17 protein-coding genes are annotated in these 17,502 nt (G+C 68.3%); 12 read left to right on the top strand and 5 right to left on the bottom strand.

Annotated features, from left to right (window positions below; genetic code table 11):
- Positions 1-158: 158 nt before the first annotated feature.
- Entirely contained in the window at positions 159-806 is a 648-nt protein-coding gene (locus FFS08_RS05450; protein ID WP_137863691.1) for a histidine phosphatase family protein, read from the top strand.
- Between the two features lie 2 nt (positions 807-808).
- Positions 809-1,261: an invasion associated locus B family protein gene (locus tag FFS08_RS05445; protein WP_171012489.1), complete on the top strand. Its 453-nt coding sequence runs from the start codon at positions 809-811 to the stop codon at positions 1,259-1,261.
- Between the two features lie 355 nt (positions 1,262-1,616).
- Here the strand turns inward: FFS08_RS05445 and FFS08_RS05440 are convergent, their stop codons facing one another.
- Positions 1,617-2,003 carry a DUF4168 domain-containing protein gene (locus tag FFS08_RS05440; protein ID WP_137862575.1) on the bottom strand — a complete coding sequence of 129 codons (387 nt, stop codon included), beginning with the start codon at positions 2,001-2,003 and terminating at the stop codon, positions 1,617-1,619.
- Between the two features lie 103 nt (positions 2,004-2,106).
- On the bottom strand, positions 2,107-2,985 hold the full coding sequence (locus tag FFS08_RS05435) for a LysR family transcriptional regulator (protein ID WP_137862576.1): 879 nt from the start codon (positions 2,983-2,985) through the stop codon (positions 2,107-2,109).
- 93 nt (positions 2,986-3,078) lie between these two features.
- On the opposite strand from FFS08_RS05435, the gene FFS08_RS05430 reads away from it, so the two are divergent.
- From FFS08_RS05430 to FFS08_RS05405, 6 genes are all read left to right on the top strand, one after another.
- Positions 3,079-4,014 (top strand): NAD-dependent epimerase/dehydratase family protein, encoded by a 936-nt coding sequence (locus FFS08_RS05430; protein WP_137862577.1) that lies wholly within the window; start codon positions 3,079-3,081, stop codon positions 4,012-4,014.
- A 79-nt stretch (positions 4,015-4,093) separates the two neighbouring features.
- Positions 4,094-5,278, top strand: coding sequence for a dual-specificity RNA methyltransferase RlmN (gene rlmN, locus FFS08_RS05425; protein WP_171012485.1), 1,185 nt, complete (start codon positions 4,094-4,096; stop codon positions 5,276-5,278).
- 169 nt (positions 5,279-5,447) lie between these two features.
- A complete protein-coding gene (locus tag FFS08_RS05420; RefSeq protein ID WP_249341072.1) occupies positions 5,448-6,224 on the top strand; it encodes a sulfite exporter TauE/SafE family protein in 777 nt (258 codons plus the stop codon).
- Between the two features lie 17 nt (positions 6,225-6,241).
- A complete protein-coding gene (locus FFS08_RS05415) occupies positions 6,242-6,931 on the top strand; it encodes a cytochrome b/b6 domain-containing protein (RefSeq protein WP_137862579.1) in 690 nt (229 codons plus the stop codon).
- Complete coding sequence (locus tag FFS08_RS05410; RefSeq protein WP_137862580.1) at positions 6,928-7,665, top strand: molybdopterin-dependent oxidoreductase; 738 nt, start codon at positions 6,928-6,930, stop codon at positions 7,663-7,665. The genes FFS08_RS05415 and FFS08_RS05410 overlap by 4 nt, the downstream gene beginning before the upstream one ends.
- Positions 7,666-7,753: 88 nt before the next feature.
- The gene (locus tag FFS08_RS05405) at positions 7,754-9,007 is read left to right on the top strand and encodes an SAM-dependent methyltransferase (RefSeq protein ID WP_137862581.1); all 1,254 of its coding nucleotides are present in this window, start codon (positions 7,754-7,756) and stop codon (positions 9,005-9,007) included.
- Here FFS08_RS05405 and FFS08_RS05400 read toward each other — a convergent pair.
- Positions 8,995-9,414 carry a DUF1801 domain-containing protein gene (locus FFS08_RS05400; protein WP_137862582.1) on the bottom strand — a complete coding sequence of 140 codons (420 nt, stop codon included), beginning with the start codon at positions 9,412-9,414 and terminating at the stop codon, positions 8,995-8,997. The genes FFS08_RS05405 and FFS08_RS05400 overlap by 13 nt on opposite strands.
- Before the next feature lie 109 nt (positions 9,415-9,523).
- Here FFS08_RS05400 and FFS08_RS05395 point away from each other — a divergent pair, with 109 nt between their 5' ends.
- A complete protein-coding gene (locus tag FFS08_RS05395; RefSeq protein ID WP_137862583.1) occupies positions 9,524-10,741 on the top strand; it encodes an argininosuccinate synthase in 1,218 nt (405 codons plus the stop codon).
- A 201-nt stretch (positions 10,742-10,942) separates the two neighbouring features.
- Here the strand turns inward: FFS08_RS05395 and FFS08_RS05390 are convergent, their stop codons facing one another.
- Positions 10,943-11,671, bottom strand: coding sequence for a helix-turn-helix transcriptional regulator (locus FFS08_RS05390; protein ID WP_171012484.1), 729 nt, complete (start codon positions 11,669-11,671; stop codon positions 10,943-10,945).
- Positions 11,672-11,760: 89 nt separating this feature from the next.
- Positions 11,761-12,969 carry a glycosyltransferase family 2 protein gene (locus FFS08_RS05385; RefSeq protein WP_249341073.1) on the bottom strand — a complete coding sequence of 403 codons (1,209 nt, stop codon included), beginning with the start codon at positions 12,967-12,969 and terminating at the stop codon, positions 11,761-11,763.
- 166 nt (positions 12,970-13,135) lie between these two features.
- Between FFS08_RS05385 and FFS08_RS05380 the strand changes: the two genes are divergently transcribed.
- The 3 genes from FFS08_RS05380 to FFS08_RS05370 are packed head-to-tail and all read left to right on the top strand — an operon-like array spanning position 13,136 to position 17,359.
- Positions 13,136-13,726 (top strand): class I SAM-dependent methyltransferase, encoded by a 591-nt coding sequence (locus FFS08_RS05380; protein WP_137862585.1) that lies wholly within the window; start codon positions 13,136-13,138, stop codon positions 13,724-13,726.
- Between the two features lie 4 nt (positions 13,727-13,730).
- Entirely contained in the window at positions 13,731-15,533 is a 1,803-nt protein-coding gene (locus FFS08_RS05375; protein WP_137862586.1) for a hypothetical protein, read from the top strand.
- Between the two features lie 41 nt (positions 15,534-15,574).
- Positions 15,575-17,359: a hypothetical protein gene (locus FFS08_RS05370; RefSeq protein ID WP_249341074.1), complete on the top strand. Its 1,785-nt coding sequence runs from the start codon at positions 15,575-15,577 to the stop codon at positions 17,357-17,359.
- Positions 17,360-17,502: the final 143 nt, after the last annotated feature.

Below are 17,502 nucleotides of genomic sequence, written 5' to 3'. Positions count from 1 at the left end.
CGGCGACGACTTCGCCGCAATGGTCACTCCCTCTTATCGTTCTGCCCGCGAACGGGCTGGTGTTCTATTGGAATAGCGCACCTTATCGCTGGCTGAACGAAAGGGGGCGCAATTTGGGCACTTGCCTTTCTCTTGCCGCCAAGGCTTGTGCGGGGCCGATGACCAACCAGCGCAAAGGCCGCGATTTCATCGCCCGCCACGGCGAGACCGTGTTCAACCTTGCCCGGCGCATGCAGGGCGATCATCCGCACACGCCGCTGACCCGGGCCGGCTTCGCCCAGGCCGATGCGATGGGCGCGGCGCTACGGGAGATATTGGGGGCCCGGCCAAAGCTCACGCTCTGGTCGTCGAGCGCCGGGCGGGCGCTGCAGACGCTGGCGATCATTGCCGAGCATCTCGAGCTCGACTGGCACCAGGCGCATCGCGACGACCGCCTGGTCGAGATCGGCATGGGCGAATGGAGCGGGCGCTATTATGCCGATCTGATGGCCGAGGTGCCGGGCTTTCTTGACCTGGAGCATGGGCTCTACACGCGTCCGCCGCCGGGCGGCGAATGGTATGACGGCATCGCGGTGCGCGTCGCGTCCTGGCTCGCCGACACCGACGACGACCCGGGCGACCGGCTGGTGATCATGCACGGCATGTCGAGCCGCATCCTGCGCGGCGTGATGACCGGGCTGCCCGTGCAGCCGCGGTTCGGCGCACCGGTGGCGCCCGATCTGCCCCAGGGCTCGGTCGTGCGGATCGAGCGCGGGATCGAGACGGTGGTGCATGTCGGCGCCGGGCGCGGCGCGGCGCCGGCATGAGCATGCTGGCGCTCCTGCTGCTGCTCCAGGCGCGGGTGCCGCTCGGCATTTTCGACGGCTGGGGCGCGTTCCGCGATCCCTCGCCGCTGCGCTGCTTCGCCATTGCCCAGCCGGTGGAGAAGCATCGGGATGCGAAGCCCTTTGCCAGCGTGGCAACCTGGCCGCGCGACGGAGTGCGCAACCAGCTGCACATAAGATTGAGCCGCGCGCGCGCGGCCGACGCACGCGTGACGCTGTCGATCGGCGAGCGCCGCTTCGAGTTGCAGGCGGGGGATGCCGATGCCTGGGCGCCCGATCCGCGCACCGATGCCGCGATCGTCGCGGCGATGCGCGCGGGACGGAGCATGAGCGTGGAGACGATGGGCGCGAACGGCGCGCCCTTCGCCGACAGCTATGCGTTGCGCGGCGCGGCGACTGCGATCGACGCGGCCGCGCTGGGCTGTGCGGGGCGGTAGAGAAGTAGCGGGCATGTCGGTCTCGATGGCCGGCTGCTCTCCTCGGACGGTCATCCCGGTTCCCTCCGCCATCGCGGCTTCCCCCGTCATCCCCACTCCCCCCGTCATCCCCGCGCAGGCGGGGATCCAGGGTGGTTCGGGACAATCGACGCAATCGAGCGTTCCGATGCCGGACATGTGGAAGCGAGCCGCGCGCGCCCGGTTCGTGGCTCTGGATCCCCGCCTGCGCGGGGATGACGGAAATAGTCCGTGGCGACGACGGAAATGGAAAGCTTCCCGGCCCGCGTCACTCCAGCAAAAAAGGGGCCGGGATTGAATATCCCGGCCCCTTTCGCCTTGCCCGAACGGTCCGGCTTTACGGCTGCTTCGCCGCGGGCGCGCCGCCCGCTGCGGCCAGCTTGGCGGAAGCCGCCGCCTGGATGCGCTGGTTGAGCGCCGTGTCGGCCTGCATCGCCTGGCCGATCGCGTTGAAGCGCTCGGCAGTCAGCCCCGCGGCGGTGGCGGCGGCGGCCATCTTGGTGCCCTTCTCGGCCTCGGGCGTGGCGGTGTCCTTGCGGATCTTGTCGATCTCGAGCGCCGCGGTGGCGAACTGCCCGACTTCGGCTTCGGTCACCGTGGCGGCGCTGGCGGGGGCCTGGGCCTGCGGAGCCGGCTGGGGTGCCGGGGCCGGCGCCGTCTGGGCCAGCGCGGCGGGGGCGAGGGCCAGCGTCGCGCCAGCCAGAATCGTACCGATAAGCTTCATTACTGCACTCCAAACGCAAACAAACTCATGCTTCGAACGCAAGCTTGGGTGACGGGGATGCAACGGGACAAGCGAAGCGCGGCGCGGCGTGGCCTAAGCGGGGTTAACCGAGATAGGCCCCAAGGCCGGTGACGAGTGCGTCGAACACGGTGCGCACGCGCGCCAGCCCGCGCAGGTCCTCATGGCACACCACCCAGGTTTCGAGGTCGAGCTGGAAGTCGGGCAGCAGCCTGACCAGCCCCTCGCGCCGGCCGATCGGCACCTGGCAGATGCCGATGCCCAGCCCGGCACGGATCGCGGCGAGCTGGGCATGGTCGCTGTCGCTGCGGAACCCCAGTTCGCCGATGTTCACCGGGAAGCCCGCCGCCTGCACCGCGCGCAGCATCGGCGAATCGCGCTCGGGGCCGATCAGCCGGTGGCCGGCAAGCTCGGCATAGCGAGTGGGGAAGGGCCGGCCGGCGAGATAGTCCGGATGGGCATGCACGCCGAGCGGGACCGCGCCGATGCGCCGGGCGACGAGCGCCTCCTGCCGCGGCGGCACCATGCGCACCGCCACGTCCGCTTCGCGGCGCAGCACGTCCTCGTTGCGGTTGCTCGGGCTGAGTTCGATGACCAGACGCGGATATTGGCGCGCCAGCATGGCGAGGATCGGCGGCAGCGCCTCCACCGCAATCACTTCGCTGGCGGTGACGCGCACCGTGCCGGCCACTTCGTCGGGCGCGGCGGAGGCAGTGCGAACAAAGGCGTCCGAAGCGAGTGCCATGGCGCGGGCATGCTCGTGCAGCGCCAGTCCCCGCTCGGTGGGCGTGAGGCCGCCCGGGGAGCGGGTGAACAGCGGCGTGCTCAGCGCCGCCTCCAGCGCTTCGATCCGTGTCCGGACCGTCGGTTGCGCAAGGTTCAGCCGCCGCGCCGCGCCCGACAGGCTGCCGGTCTCGAGCACCGCCAGGAAGGCGCGCTGCTGCTCCCAGTCGATGGGGTTCATCAAATTTCTATATACGGAATGAAAATGTTATGCAATTTTCTTCTAGCCCCAGCTCGTCCAATCCCGTGAACATCGATAGCAACGGAGGCTGGAATGGACAGGATCGCATTGGTGCTCGGGGCGACGGGCGGCGTGGGCGGAGAGACGGCGCGGGCGCTGCTGGCCAGGGGCTGGCGGGTGCGCGGGCTGGTCCGCCAGCTTCGCCCCGGCCTCGACTCCCGGATCGAGTGGCGCGAGGGCGACGCCATGGTGCGCGGCGACGTGCTGGCCGCGGCCGAGGGGGTGGCGGCGCTGGTCCATGCGGTGAACCCGCCAGGCTATCGCGACTGGGACAAGCGGGTGCTGCCGATGCTCGAGAACAGCATCGAGGCGGCCTGGGCCAATGATGCCCGTCTCGCGCTGCCCGGCACGATCTATAATTACGACCCCGCCGGAACCCCGGTCGCCCGGCCCGATTCGCCGCAGGAGCCGGGCACGCGGAAGGGCGCGATCCGCAAGGCGATGGAGGCGCGGCTGGCCGAGTCGGGGGTGCGGGCGCTGATCCTGCGGGCCGGCGACTATTACGGCCCGAGGCCCGGAAACAGCTGGCTTTCCCAGGGCATGATCGCGCCGGGCAAGCCGGTGACGCGCGTGACCAATCCGGGGCGGCGCGGGGTGGGGCATGCCTGGGCCTATCTCCCCGATGTGGGCGAGGCCTTCGCCCGGCTGCTCGATCGCGAGGAGGAACTGCCACGCTTCGCCCGCTTTCATTTCGCCGGTCACTGGGACCCGGACGGCAGCGCCTTCCCGGCGGCGATCGCGGCGGCGGCGGGGCGCGGGGCGAAGCAGGCCCGCCTGCCCTGGGCGCTGCTGCCGCTCGCCGCGCCGTTCAACCCGACCCTGCGCGAGCTGATCGAGATGCGCCCCTTCTGGGACCATCCGGTGCGGCTCGACAATCGCGAGCTGGTGGCCTTTCTGGGCGAGGAACCGCGCACCGAGCTGGTCGAATCGCTGCGGGCCAGTCTCAAGGCACTCGGGTCACTGGAATAATCGCGCAGGATCGACTATGTGCGCGGCCATGCAGACAGTCTCGGCCGCCCCCCCGCCCGTGCGCGGGCACATCGATCCTATGCCCATTCCCGGGCACATCGATCCCGTGCCCGTGCCCCGTCCCGCGGTGGCGCGCGAGGACGGCCGTGTCGACCTGATCGGCCTCACCCGCGACCAGATGCGCGCGGTGCTGGCCGATGCCGGGCTGGAGCCGAAACAGGCCAAGCTGCGCGCCAAGCAGATCTGGCACTGGATCTACAATCGCGGCGCGACCGACTTCGCGGCGATGACCGACATCGCCAAGGCGCAGCATCCCTGGCTCGCCGAGCGCTTCGTGATCGGCCGCCCGGAAGTGGTGGAAGCGCAGGTCTCCACCGACGGCACCCGCAAATGGCTGCTGCGCTCGGCGGATGGCCAGGATTACGAGATGGTCTTCATCCCCGATGCGGACCGCGGCACGCTCTGCGTCTCCAGTCAGGTGGGCTGCACGCTCAATTGCCGCTTCTGCCACACCGGCACGATGCGGCTGGTGCGCAACCTGACCGCGGGCGAGATCGTCAGCCAGGTGATGCTGGCGCGCGATGCCCTGGGCGAGTGGCCGAGCCAGCCCGAGGGGCGCATGCTCACCAACATCGTGATGATGGGCATGGGCGAGCCGCTCTACAATTTCGACAATGTCCGCGACGGGCTGGCGATCGTGATGGACGGCGACGGGCTCGCGCTCTCCAAGCGGCGCATCACGCTGTCGACCTCGGGCGTGGTGCCGATGATGGCGCGCGCGGGCGAAGAGATCGGCGTCAACCTGGCGGTGTCGCTCCATGCGATCACCAAGGAAGTGCGCGACGAGATCGTACCGCTCAACCGGAAATACGGGATCGAGGAGTTGCTCCAGGCCTGTGCCGATTATCCGGGCGCCAACAATGCCCGGCGCATCACCTTCGAATATGTGATGCTGAAGGACAAGAACGACAGCGACGCCGATGCCCGCGAGCTGGTCCGCCTGCTCAAGAAGTACAAGCTGCCGGCCAAGGTGAACCTGATTCCGTTCAATCCCTGGCCGGGCGCGCCGTACGAATGCTCGACTCCGGAGCGGATCCGCGCCTTCTCGAACATCGTGTTCGAGGCGGGCATCTCTGCCCCGGTGCGCACGCCGCGCGGCCGCGACATCGATGCCGCCTGCGGCCAGCTCAAGACCGCCGCCGAGAAGAAGAGCCGCGCCGAGCTCGACCGGCTGGCCGACGAGAAGCAGGCGGCGCTGGGGTAAGGCTCGATAGCCGGGCGGGATCGCCACGCCCGGCGGAATCTGTGCCACGATGGCGGACAGACGGAGGCGGCCCGTGTCGCCGATCGCCGTCATCAGCTCGGGCAGGCATCGCGGCGCATGACGAGGCGAGTCGCTTTTTGCGCCCATATGCTGCATCTGGGCGCGGCCTGTGCCGGGGAAGCTCTTGCCGTTCGATCCTGCCTCGATCCTGTTGCCCGCCGCTGCCGGCATGCTGGGAGGCGCGATGAATGCGCTGGCGGGGGGCGGGACTTTCGCGACACTGCCCGCGCTGATCGCCCTCGGCCTGCCTTCGAACATCGCCAATGCCACGTCCAACGTCGCCCTGCTGCCGGGCGCGGGCGCGAGCGCCTGGGAGTATCGCGACGAGCTGGCGCCGGTGGGCGGCCTGTCGGTGCGGACGCTCGCCGGGATCACCTTCGCCGGCGGGCTGGTCGGCAGCATGCTGCTCGTGCTCACCCCGACCCGGGCATTCGACATGATCATTCCCTGGTTGCTGCTCTTCGCCTTCGTGGTGATGGCGTTCGGCCGCCGCGCCTCGGACTGGCTGCATGCGCGCGTGACCATCGGGCGGCGCACGCTCGTCGCCGCGCAGAGTCTGCTGGGCGTCTATGGCGGTTATTTCGGCGGCGGAGTGGGGCTGATCACCACGGCGGTCTACGGCCTGCTCGCCGGCGCGGACCCGCGCTCGCTCTTCTCGATCCGCACGCTGATGCTCGCGGTCGCCAATTTCGCAGCGGCGCTCATCTTCGTCGCGATCGGCATGGTGCGCTGGTGGGCATGCCTGCCGATGCTCGCCGGCGGCATACTGGGCGGCTGGCTGGGCGCGCGGATCGGCAAGCGGCTCTCGCACCGGCTGGTGCGCGCCTGGACGCTGTTCGTCACCGGCGGAACCACCCTCGTCTTCTTCGTGCGCGCCTATGGATAATCGGCTAGGATAGGGCCATGCAGGTCTATCGCCACCGGCTGGTCACGCGCATCTGGCATTGGGTCAATGCGCTTGCCGTGCTGGTGATGATCCCGAGCGGGCTGATGATCTTCAATGCGCATCCGCGGCTCTACTGGGGCAATTACGGCGCGAATTTCGACCATGCCTGGCTCAGCCTGCCGCGCTGGCCGGGCTGGCTGACCCTGCCGTCCACCTATGACCTGGCCGGCGCCCGGCACTGGCATCTGTTCTTCGCGCTGGTGCTGGCCTTCTCGCTGCTGCTCTATCTGCTCTGGAGCCTGGCCAACCGGCACCTCCAGCGCGACCTGCGCTTCCGTCGCGACGAGCTCACCGCCGCGCACGTCGCCGAGGATCTCCGGGCGCATTGGGAGATGCGCTTCCACGATCCGCGGGATCCCCGCGCGTACAATCTCTTCCAGAAGGCGAGCTATGCCCTGGTCCTGTTCGTGCTGCTGCCGCTGCTGATCTTCACCGGCCTGGCACTGGCGCCGGGGATGTGGCCCTGGCTCGCGGACCTGTTCGGCGGAAGGCAATCGGCGCGCTCGCTCCATTTCATCGCGATGGCGCTGCTGACCGGCTTCGTCGTGGTGCATCTCACCCTGGTGATTCTCGCCGGCCCGGTGAACGAGGTCCGCTCGATGATCACCGGCTGGTGGAAATCGCCCGAAGCGGAGCCGGCGGAATGATCACGCGGCGCGGCCTGATCGTCACCGGCGGCGCGACTCTGCTCGCCGGCTGTGATGCCTGGAGCGGGAGCCCGGTGCTGCTGAGCGCCGAGGATGCGCACCGCTATCTCCAGCGATCGATCAACGGCCGCGCCGCGCTGGCCCGCGAGTTCCGCCCGGAGCAGCGCAGCCCCCGCTTCCGGACCAACGGCACCGCCAATCCCGATACGCCCGAGTATAACGCACTCGCCGCCAACCGCTTCGCCGACTGGCGGCTGCAAGTGGGCGGGATGGTGCGGCAGCCGCTCTCGCTCAGCCTTGCCCAGCTGGGTTCGCTGCCCCAGCGCGCGCAGATCACCCGGCACGATTGCGTCGAGGGCTGGAGCGCGATCGGCAAGTGGCAGGGACCGCGCCTGGAGACCGTCCTCCAGCTCGCCGGCCTGCGCGACGGCGCGCGCTACATCGTGTTCCACTGCGCCGACGTGTTCGGCCAGCGCCGGATCCCCTATTATGAATCGATCGACCTGGTGGACGCCTTTCACCCCCAGACGATCCTTGCCTGGTCGATGAACGACGCGCCGCTCGGCATCGGGCACGGCGCGCCGCTGCGCCTCAGGGTCGAGCGCCAGCTGGGATACAAGCACGCGAAATATGTGATGCGGATCGAAGCGGTGGCGAGCCTGGCCGGGATCGGCCGCGGCCGGGGCGGCTTCTGGGAGGATGTCGCCGGCTATGAATGGTATGCCGGGATCTGATTTCGCAGCTGCGGAAATATTGCGGAAATCGCGTGCTTCCCTAAAGTGGTTACGGGGGGCTGTTACATCGGGTGGTGGTGACGGCTTAATGGCGTTGATCGATCGTTTTTTCGCACGCGCAATCAGGCGCGGACAACTCACCGTCATCCACGCGGATGGCACCAAGCGGAGTTTCGGCGAAGCCGATCCCGCACTCAAGCCGGTAACGATCCGTTTCGGAGCGGGCGCGGCCCGCCGGATCCTGCGCGATCCCTCGCTCGGCGCGGCCGAGGCCTTCATGGACGGCGACATCCAGGTCGAGCAGGGTGAGATCCTCGACCTGCTGATCCTGTTCGCGTCGAACAATCGCTGGGAAGACAATGATTCGGTGCTCTTTCCCAGTGCGCTGAAGCAGGCGGTCGACGCCGTGATGTTCCGGCTCGGCCGGATCAACATGGAGCGGCGTTCGAAGCGGAACGTCGCGCATCACTATGATCTGTCGGGCAAGCTCTACGATCTCTTCCTCGATACCGACCGCCAATATAGCTGCGCCTATTTCAGCCAGGCGGGCCTCGGCCTCGATCAGGCCCAGCTCGACAAGAAGGCGCACATCGTCGCCAAGCTGGCGCTCAAGCCGGGCATGAGGGTGCTCGACATCGGCTGCGGCTGGGGCGGCATGGCGCTCTACATTCACCAGAAGACCGGCGCCGAGGTGCTGGGCGTCACGCTGTCGGAAGAGCAGCTCAAGGTCGCGCGGCAACGGGCGGCCGATGCCGGCGTGGCGGACAAGGTGAAGTTCGAGCTGATCGACTATCGCCACGTCGCCGGCCAGTTCGACCGGATCGTGTCGGTCGGCATGTTCGAGCATGTCGGCACGCCGCATTACCGCACCTTCTTCCGCAAGGTGCGCGAGCTGCTGACGCCCGAGGGCGTGATGCTCCTCCATACGATCGGCCGCGCCGGCGGCCCCGGCGTCACCGATGCCTTCACGCTGAAGTACATCTTCCCCGGCGGCTATATCCCGGCGCTCTCCGAGATCGCCAAGGGCTATGAGGGGCTGCGTTATTTCATGACCGATGTGGAGGTGCTGCGCCTCCATTATGCCGAGACGCTCCGGCACTGGTACGAGCGCACCGTGGCGGCGCGCGACGCGATCGTCGGCCTGTATGACGAGCGTTTCTATCGCATGTGGTGCTTCTATCTGGCGGGGTGCCATGTGAGCTTCCAATATGGCGGGCTGGTCAACTACCAGCTCCAGTTCTCCCGCTCGCGCGACGCGCTGCCGCTCACCCGCGACTATATGTTCGAGGAGGAACGGGCCCTGCGCGAGCCGCACAAGGTGGCGCTGCGTCAGGCGGGATAGGCGGCATCCATCCGGGCCAGCCTGGCGCGGACGATCTCCTCGAGCACGTCCGCGTCCACATCGGCCAGCCGCCTGATGTAGAGGCAGCCCTTGCCGGTCCGGTGCCTGCCCAGCCGGCCCAGGACCTCGCTCTGATCGGCATTGCCGTCGAGCACGTAGAGGACGAGCTCCGCCTTGCGCGGGCTGAAGCCGATTCGGCACATCTCGCCGGTCCGGCCGCTGTCGTAGCGATAGGCGTAGCGGCCGAAGCCGATGATCGACGGCCCCCACATCCTCGGCGCCTCGCCGGTCAGTCGCGCCATCATCGCGCAGACCGTCTCGGCATCCGCGCGGCGAACTTCGTCCGGCACCGCGGCGATGAAGTCGGCGACCTTCACCTCGGTCGCCTTGGTCTTGAGCTCGGCCATTGCACCCTCCCGAGTCGATGCCGGCGAGCATGCCCCAGTGGCAAAGGTTGCGGAAGGCGCGCATCGACCCTAGAGCGCCCCGGTTTTCCAGAAATTCCCGGAGTCGCCCATGTCAGACAAGATCAACCGCGTCGTGCTCGCCTATTCGGGCGGCCTGGACACGAGCGTGATCCTGAAATGGCTCCAGCAGGAATATCAGTGCGAGGTGGTGACTTTCACCGCCGATCTCGGCCAGGGCGAGGAGCTCGAGCCGGCGCGCAAGAAGGCCGAGATGGCCGGCGTGAAGCCCGAGCACATCTTCATCGACGATCTGCGCGAGGAGTTCGTCAAGGACTTCGTCTTCCCGATGATGCGCGCGAATGCCTTGTACGAAGGCCTGTATCTGCTCGGTACCTCGATCGCGCGCCCGCTGATCGCCAAGCGCCAGATCGAGATCGCCAAGCTGGTGAATGCCGACGCGGTGAGCCACGGCGCCACCGGCAAGGGCAATGACCAGGTGCGCTTCGAGCTCGGCTATTATGCGCTCAACCCGGACATCAAGGTGATCGCCCCCTGGCGCGAATGGGACCTGACCAGCCGCACCAGGCTGATCGAGTTCGCCGAGAAGCACCAGATCCCGGTGAGCAAGGACAAGCGCGGCGAATCGCCCTTCTCGACCGATGCGAACCTTCTCCACACCTCGAGCGAGGGCAAGGTGCTCGAGGATCCGTGGGAGGAAGTGCCCGATTATGTCTATTCGCGCACGGTGAACCCGGAGGATGCGCCGGATCAGCCCGAAGTCATCACCATCGATTTCGAGCGCGGCGACGGCGTGGCGCTGAACGGCCAGGCGATGTCGCCGGCGACGCTGCTCACCGCGCTCAACGAGCTGGGCCGCAAGCATGGCATCGGCCGCCTCGACCTGGTCGAGAACCGCTTCGTCGGGATGAAGAGCCGCGGCATGTACGAGACGCCGGGCGGCACCATCTATCATCTCGCGCACCGCGGCATCGAGCAGATCACGCTCGATCGCGGCGCCGCCCATCTCAAGGACGAGCTGGCGCCGCGCTATGCGGAGCTGATCTACAACGGCTTCTGGTTCGCGCCGGAGCGCGAGATGCTCCAGGCGGCGATCGACCATAGCCAGGAGAAGGTGACCGGCACCGTCCGCCTCAAGCTCTACAAGGGCAGCGTGATCGTGACCGGCCGCAAGTCGCCGTACAGCCTGTACAGCGAGAAGGTCGTGACCTTCGAGGACGATCAGGGCGCATATGATCAGCGCGACGCGGCGGGCTTCATCAAGCTCAACGCGCTGCGCCTGCGCCTGCTGGGGCGGCGCGACGGCTGACATGGCGGCCGGGCCGGCGGGGGCCGGCCCGGCGCATGCCGGTTACTTGCCGCAGCGGCAGTTCGGACCGCACTTGCAGTCGGTGCAGGTGCAACCGGGCTTGCAGCGCGGGTCTTGGTTCTGCGTGATCATCGTCTTTCTCCTCTTGGGGTGAGGAGTGCCGGATAGCCCTGCTGCGACCCGGCCGATTGAACGCAACGGCTAAAATCGGGTGAGCGTCTTCGCCGGCAGGCCGAACGTGCGCTTGAAGGCGCGGCTGAAATGCGCCGAATCGGCGAAGCCCGCAGCATGTGCGGCTTCGGTGAGCGACAGCCCTTCCGAATAGGCCTGCACCGCGCGAAACAGGCGCAGCCACAGGACATAGGTCCTGAACGCCAGGCCGGTCTGCTCGACGAACAGGTGCCGGAGGCGGCTCGGGGAGAGATGGATGCCGGCCGAGGCCTTGTCGAGGCTGAGCGGCGCGTCGAGATGCGCGGCGGCATAGGCGATGATCCGCTGGATGCGCGGATCGGGCATGGGCGGCTCGCCGACAGCTGCCAGCATATCGACCACGGCGCGTGCCGCCGCGAGAATGTCCGCCGGCCCGAGCGGTGCATCGAAGGTGGCGTGCAGGCGGGCGATCGCTGGCGCGAGCGCCGCGGCATCGAGTGCGGCCAGCGGTGCGTCGGCGAACAGGGCGCGTGCCAGCGCACGGCCGAAGCGGCTCTCGGGCTCGACGAAGATGAAGGCAAGCAGACCATGTGCCTCTAACCGGTGGCCGGCGTCGGCGGCCACCGCGATGGCCGGCGCACGGATCGTTGCTCCCGAGCAGGTCAGGGCCAGCGCGCCGGACAGGCAGATGGTGATCTGGATCGCGTGATGCGCGTGCAGGCCGGCGTCGCCAAAGCCCATTGGGGCTTCGAGTACCCAGGCGCTGATGCCCTGGGACATTGCCAGTTTTGCCCGCCCCCGCGACATCGGGTCTGTCTAGGCGGCGCCGGGCCGCATGTCAGCCCCCACGCGCTCCGCGCATTGCCGGATCAGCGCCGCGGCTGGTCGAGCAGCCCGATGAAGAAGGCAGTCACCACCATCTGCAGCCCGGTGCAGCCCAGCACGAGCGAGGGGATGGTGAGCCGCATCAGTGCCGCCGGGTTCATGCCGCCGAAACCCTGTCCCGCCCAGATCGCGGTGGCGGTGACGCCGCCGCCGATCCCGAGCGCCAGCATCAGCCCGCCCAGGATGCAGGCGCGCTCGACGCTGAACCAGTTGCGAACCCGGCGCATCAGCCCGCTTTCGGGCCATAGCCCGGCGATCGCGCCGTAGCGACGCGCCATCACGCTCAGGCCGATCAGCTGCGAGCCCATCAGCACCGCCATCGCCGCGAAGATCATCGTGTGGATGCCGAACTCGACGCCGCCGATATGCAGGTCGCCCGGGACCAGGCCGAGCAGCGCGACGAGGCCGCCGAACGCCAGCGTCAGGCCCGGATAGAGGAACAGCCATTTCGGCGCATAGATCAGCAGGAAACGGAGGTGCCGCCAGCCGTCGCGCCAGGTGCGCAGGTGCGGCGGACGGCTGCGTCCGTCCGGCTGCAGCGTGGTCGGCACCTCGCGGATGTCGAGCCGCGCGATCGAGGCCTTGACCACCATCTCGCTGGCGAACTCCATGCCGGGCGCGCTGAGGCCGAGCCGCTGGATGCTGTCGCGGCGAAAGGCGCGCAGGCCGCAATGGAAATCGCCGATCGGCGTGCTGAAGAAGGTGCGGCCGATCAGGCTGAGCACCGGATTGCCGAGATATTTGTGGAGCACCGGCATGGCGCCGGGCGCGATGCCGCCTTCGAAGCGATTGCCCATCACCAGCTCGGCGCCGTCGCGCAACGCGGCGAGGAAGGGCATCAGGGCGCCGAAATCATAGCTGTCGTCGGCGTCGCCCATTGCGACATAGCGGCCGCGCGCCGCTTCGATCCCGCCGATCAGCGCCGCGCCATAGCCGCGCGCCGAAACATGGACGATCCGCGCGCCGAGCGCGTTGGCGATCTGCTGCGATCCGTCGGTCGAGCCATTGTCGGCGATCAGCACCTCGCCGGCGATATCGTGGTCGACGAGAAAGGCGCGCGCCTTCTTGATGCAGACCGCAAGCGTTTCCGCCTCGTTGAGGCAGGGCATGACGATCGACAGCTCGATCGCCCCGGCTTCGCGCGGCGGAACGGCATGGGAGGCGGGGGTCAGGACCTGGGCAGCAGCGGGCACGCACGATTCCTTTTCGGGTATCGCGCCTGTCTGCCCGCAGGAGCGCCAAATTTTGGTTAACGTCCCGCCCGGCGCGGTCCGCATTTCGCTGCGGTCCGGAAGGGCTCGTTAACCAAATTTCAGCGGTCGCCCGATAGGCAGCGAGGGACACAGGGAGATCAGCTCGATGCTCGGCGCCGTTCATGGAAAACTCGTCTTCAATCGCCGCATCCGCCGGCTGGCGACGGCGATCGCCGAGCGGATCCCGCAAGATGCGCGGGTGCTCGACGTGGGGTGCGGCAGCGGCGATCTGGCGGCGCTGATCATGCAGATGCGGCCGGATGTGCGCATCGAGGGGATCGACGTGCTGGTCCGCCCCGGCACGGCGATCCCGGTGCATGCCTATGACGGCGCGCATATCCCGTTCCCCGATGACAGCTTCGATGCCGCGATGGTGATCGACGTGCTCCACCATACCGACGATCCCGCCGCAGTGCTGGCCGAGATCTCCCGAGTCGCGCCGCACGTCGTGATCAAGGACCATCTGCGCAACGGCCTGGCCGCCGGCCCGACGCTGCGCTTCATGGACTGGGTGGGCAATGCCGCGCACGGCGTGCGCCTGCCCTACAATTATCTCTCGCGGCGCGAATGGACGGCGATCTGGACCAGGCTCCATCTCGCCACCAGTGCCTTCGCGACGCGGCTGGCGCTCTATCCGCGCCCCTTCTCCTGGCTGTTCGACCGCGGGCTGCATTTCGTCGCCGTGCTGTCGCGCTGATCCGATGACCATTTCGCCGCCGGGAGAAGCGGAAGCCCGGCGCGGCGCGATCCGGCTCGACCTGGCGGTCGCCGTCGCGCTGGCGCTGGTGCTCACCATCGGCTGGTCGATCACCGACTGGCCGCGGCTGAGCCGCATGCTGCTGCCCGATCCCGATGACATGATGCGCCTTGCCCAGGTCCGCGACTGGCTGGCCGGGCAGGGGATCAACGACTGGACCCAATATCGCATGGCGCCGCCGCTCGGCTCGCCGATGCACTGGTCGCGGATCAACGATTTCGGCATCGCCGCGATCATCCTCGGGCTCACGCCGCTATTGGGTCGCGCCCATGCCGAGATGGCGGCGGTGCTGCTCTATCCCGGGCTGCTCTTCGCCTGCGCGATCTTCCTCTCCGCTCGAATCGGCAGGCGCCTCTGGGGTGCCGAAGCGGGGCCGGTTGCCGCGGTGCTCACCGCGCTCGCCTATCCCGGCACCACGGTCTTCATCCCCGGCCGGATCGATCATCACGCGCTTCAGGTTGTGCTGATCCAGCTGCTGGTGCTGGCGCTGATGCGCGCGCCCAATGCCCGGGCGGGCGCCGCCGCCGGGCTGCTCACGGCGCTCAGCCTGATCGTCGGGCTGGAAACGGGTCCCCAGGTCGTCGCCCTGCTCTCGGTGCTCGCGCTTTTCTGGGTGTGTCGCGGCATGGACGAGCGCGCGCGCCTTGCCGGCTTCGCGGCGGCACTGGGCGGCACGACTCTGTTCTTCCTTGCCTTCCTGCGGCCGACTTACTGGACCGCTTCGCTCTGCGATGCCTTCACGCCTGCCTCCTCGACCGCGATGCTGGCCGTGGCCGCGGCGATGGGCGCGCTGGCGGTGCTGACGCCCCGGCTGCGCGACTGGCGCCTGCGAATAGGTGTGGGGGCGCTGCTCGGCGGCGCGGCGATCGGGGGCACGCTGATTGCCTTTCCCAGCTGCATCAACGGCCCCTACGGCGTGATGGATCCGTTCCTGCGCGAAGCGTTCCTGCCCTATATCGACGAGGCGAACGGCGTGCTCCAGCAGCCGCGGCTCGCCAAGATCGTCTCGATCGGCGGGATGCTCGGCATGGCCTGTATCGTGACGATCTGGATGCTGGTGCGCGAGCGTCGGCGCTGGGCGGTGCTGCTGCCCGATGCGGCGGTGGTGCTCGCATCGGGGCTGGTGACGCTGGCGCAGGTGCGCGGCGTCTATATCGGCGCGCCGCTGGCGGCGCCGATGCTCGCGGTGCTGGTGCCGCTGGCCCGGACCCGGGTGCGCTGGCGCCTGCCGCTGGTGGTCGCCGCATGGCTCGCCGGCGCCGGCATGGTCTATGTGACGATTGCCGACCAGCTCGAGATGCGGTTGCAGCCGCGCGGCGCGGGCGAGCCGGCCAAGGGCGTCAACCCGCCCAAGGTGCAGGTGCTGTGCTCGGCCGGCGATGCGTGGCGGCAGGTGGATCGCGTGAAGCCGGGAGTGATCATGGCGGGCACCAATGTCGCCGCCTATGTGATCGGCGCGACGCATCATGCGACGATCGGCGCCGGCTATCACCGCAACGATCGCGGCAACATGGCGATGTATCGCTTCTTCCTGGGCAAGCCGGAGGAATCGCGTGCGATCGCGCAGGCCTGGCGCGCCGACTATGTCCTGTTCTGCCCCGGCGATTTCGACGAGATCCAGGTCGCGACCAACTTTCCCGCCAGCCTCGCGGCCCAGCTGCGCGCCGGCCGGCGGCCCGATTGGCTCGAGCCGATCCCGCTCGCCGGCACTCCGCTCGAATTCTATCGCATACGCCGAATGCGCTGAGCGCTTGCGGCAAGGGCCCCTGCTCCCCTAGAAGCCGCCGGATGGACAGGGGCGACGCGTTGCAATGGTGGCAGACACGATGGTTCGTGGCGCTCTGCACCTTCATAGCCATCATTCCGCTGCTCTGGCCGCAGATCCCGCCGCTGGTCGATCTGCCCGGCCATATGGGGCGCTACCGCGTCCAGTTCACCTATGACCAATATCCCTTCCTGAAGGATTGGTACGACTTCCGCTGGAGCCTGATGGGCAATCTGGGCGTCGACCTGCTGGTCATCCCGCTCCATCACGTCTTCGGGCTCGAGCTGGCGGTGAAGCTGATCGTCATGGCGATTCCGGCGATGACCGTCGCGGGCATGCTGTGGATCGCCCGCGAAGTGCATGGCCGCATCCCGGCGACCGCGCTGTTCGCGCTGCCGCTCGCCTATGCCTTCCCCTTCCATTTCGGCTTCGTCAACTTCGCGCTGTCGATGGCGTTCGCGCTGCTCGCCTTTGGCTGGTGGCTGCGGCTGGCGCGGCTGGGCAAGCTCGTCTTCCGCTCGATGGTGTTCCTGCCGATCTCGGTGCTGATCTGGATCTGCCACACCTATGGCTGGGGCCTGCTCGGCATCCTCGCCTTTTCGGCCGAGCTGATCCGCCAGCACGACCTTCGCCGCAATCCGCACGTGCCGTGGTACAAGGACCTGGTCGGCGGCTGGATCCTGCCCTGGTTCCATGCCGGCCTCCAGTGCATCGTGCTGGCGCCGCCCGCGCTGCTGATGGTGCTGTGGCGCTCGGGCGGGCACGTCACCGGCCAGACCTTCGACATGTTCAACTGGCGTGCGAAGATGCTGTGGATCACCCAGGTGTTCCGCGATCGCTGGCAGTTGTTCGACCTGGCCTCGGTGGGCGTGCTGTTCCTGCTGCTGTTCAAGGCGGTGCGCGATCCGAACATCCAATATTCGCGCAACCTGGCGCTGTCGGGCATCTTCCTGACGCTGGTCTATGTCTTCCTGCCGCGCGTCGTGTTCGGATCGGCCTATGCCGACATGCGGCTGGTGCCGTTCCTGCTGGCGATCGGCATTCTCGCGATCCGGCCCAAGCCCGGCCTCTCGATCCGCGGCGCGGCTACCGTGGCGGTGCTCGGCATGAGCTTCTTCTGCGTGCGCATCGCCGCGACCACCTGGAGCTTCCTGCTCTACAGCGGCACCTATGACCGCGAGCTCAAGGCGCTCGAGCATCTGCCCCAGGGCGCCCGGCTGATCAGCTTCGTCGGCGAGACCTGCCGTTACGAGTGGAAGCAGACGCGCCTTCAGCACGTCCCTGCGCTCGCGCTCGAACGCAAGCTCGCCTACACCAACGACCAATGGTCGATGGCTGGCGGGCAGCTGCTGACCGTGCGCTATGCCGACGCCAAGCGCTTCGCGCACGATCCGTCGCAGATCGTCACCGACGTGCAATGCCCGCGCGAATATTGGCGCCCGGTGGCCTGGGCGCTGGCGCGCTTCCCGCGCGATGCGTTCGACTATGTCTGGATGATCGAGACGCCGGCCTATAACCCGCGCTTCGAGCAGGGGCTGATCCCGCTGTGGCGCGACGGGTCGAGCGCGCTGTTCAAGATCGACCATTCGGTGCCTGCCCCGGTGATCGAGCCGGGCGAGTTGCCGGTGCCGCGCTGGGAGCGCGACATCATCCTGCGCGAAGGGCATGAGGGCGGCAGCAGCCTCCCCGATCCCGAAGCGAGCCCGGTGCCGGAGCCGCTCGAATCGCCGGTACCGACGCCGAGTCCCTCGCCTTCGCCGACTGCGGCGCACAAGGGCGCCAAGCACAAGGGCAGGGCGCGGCACTAGGGCCGGACCGGCTCGCGCCCGCGCCATGCTCCCTGGCGGAGCGGCGGGCGCTTGCAATGCAGGACTTCGCCTGCTCCATGCTGGTGGATGCGACGTGGTTCTCGCTTCCCCATCGATTGTACCCATGGCGCGGACCCGCGCGG

This window comes from Sphingomonas sp. 1F27F7B (assembly GCF_005503355.1).
GTDB lineage: Bacteria > Pseudomonadota > Alphaproteobacteria > Sphingomonadales > Sphingomonadaceae > Sphingomonas.
The sequence above is the reverse complement of the archived record's forward strand: the minus strand, read 5'-3'. Positions and strand labels throughout refer to the sequence as shown.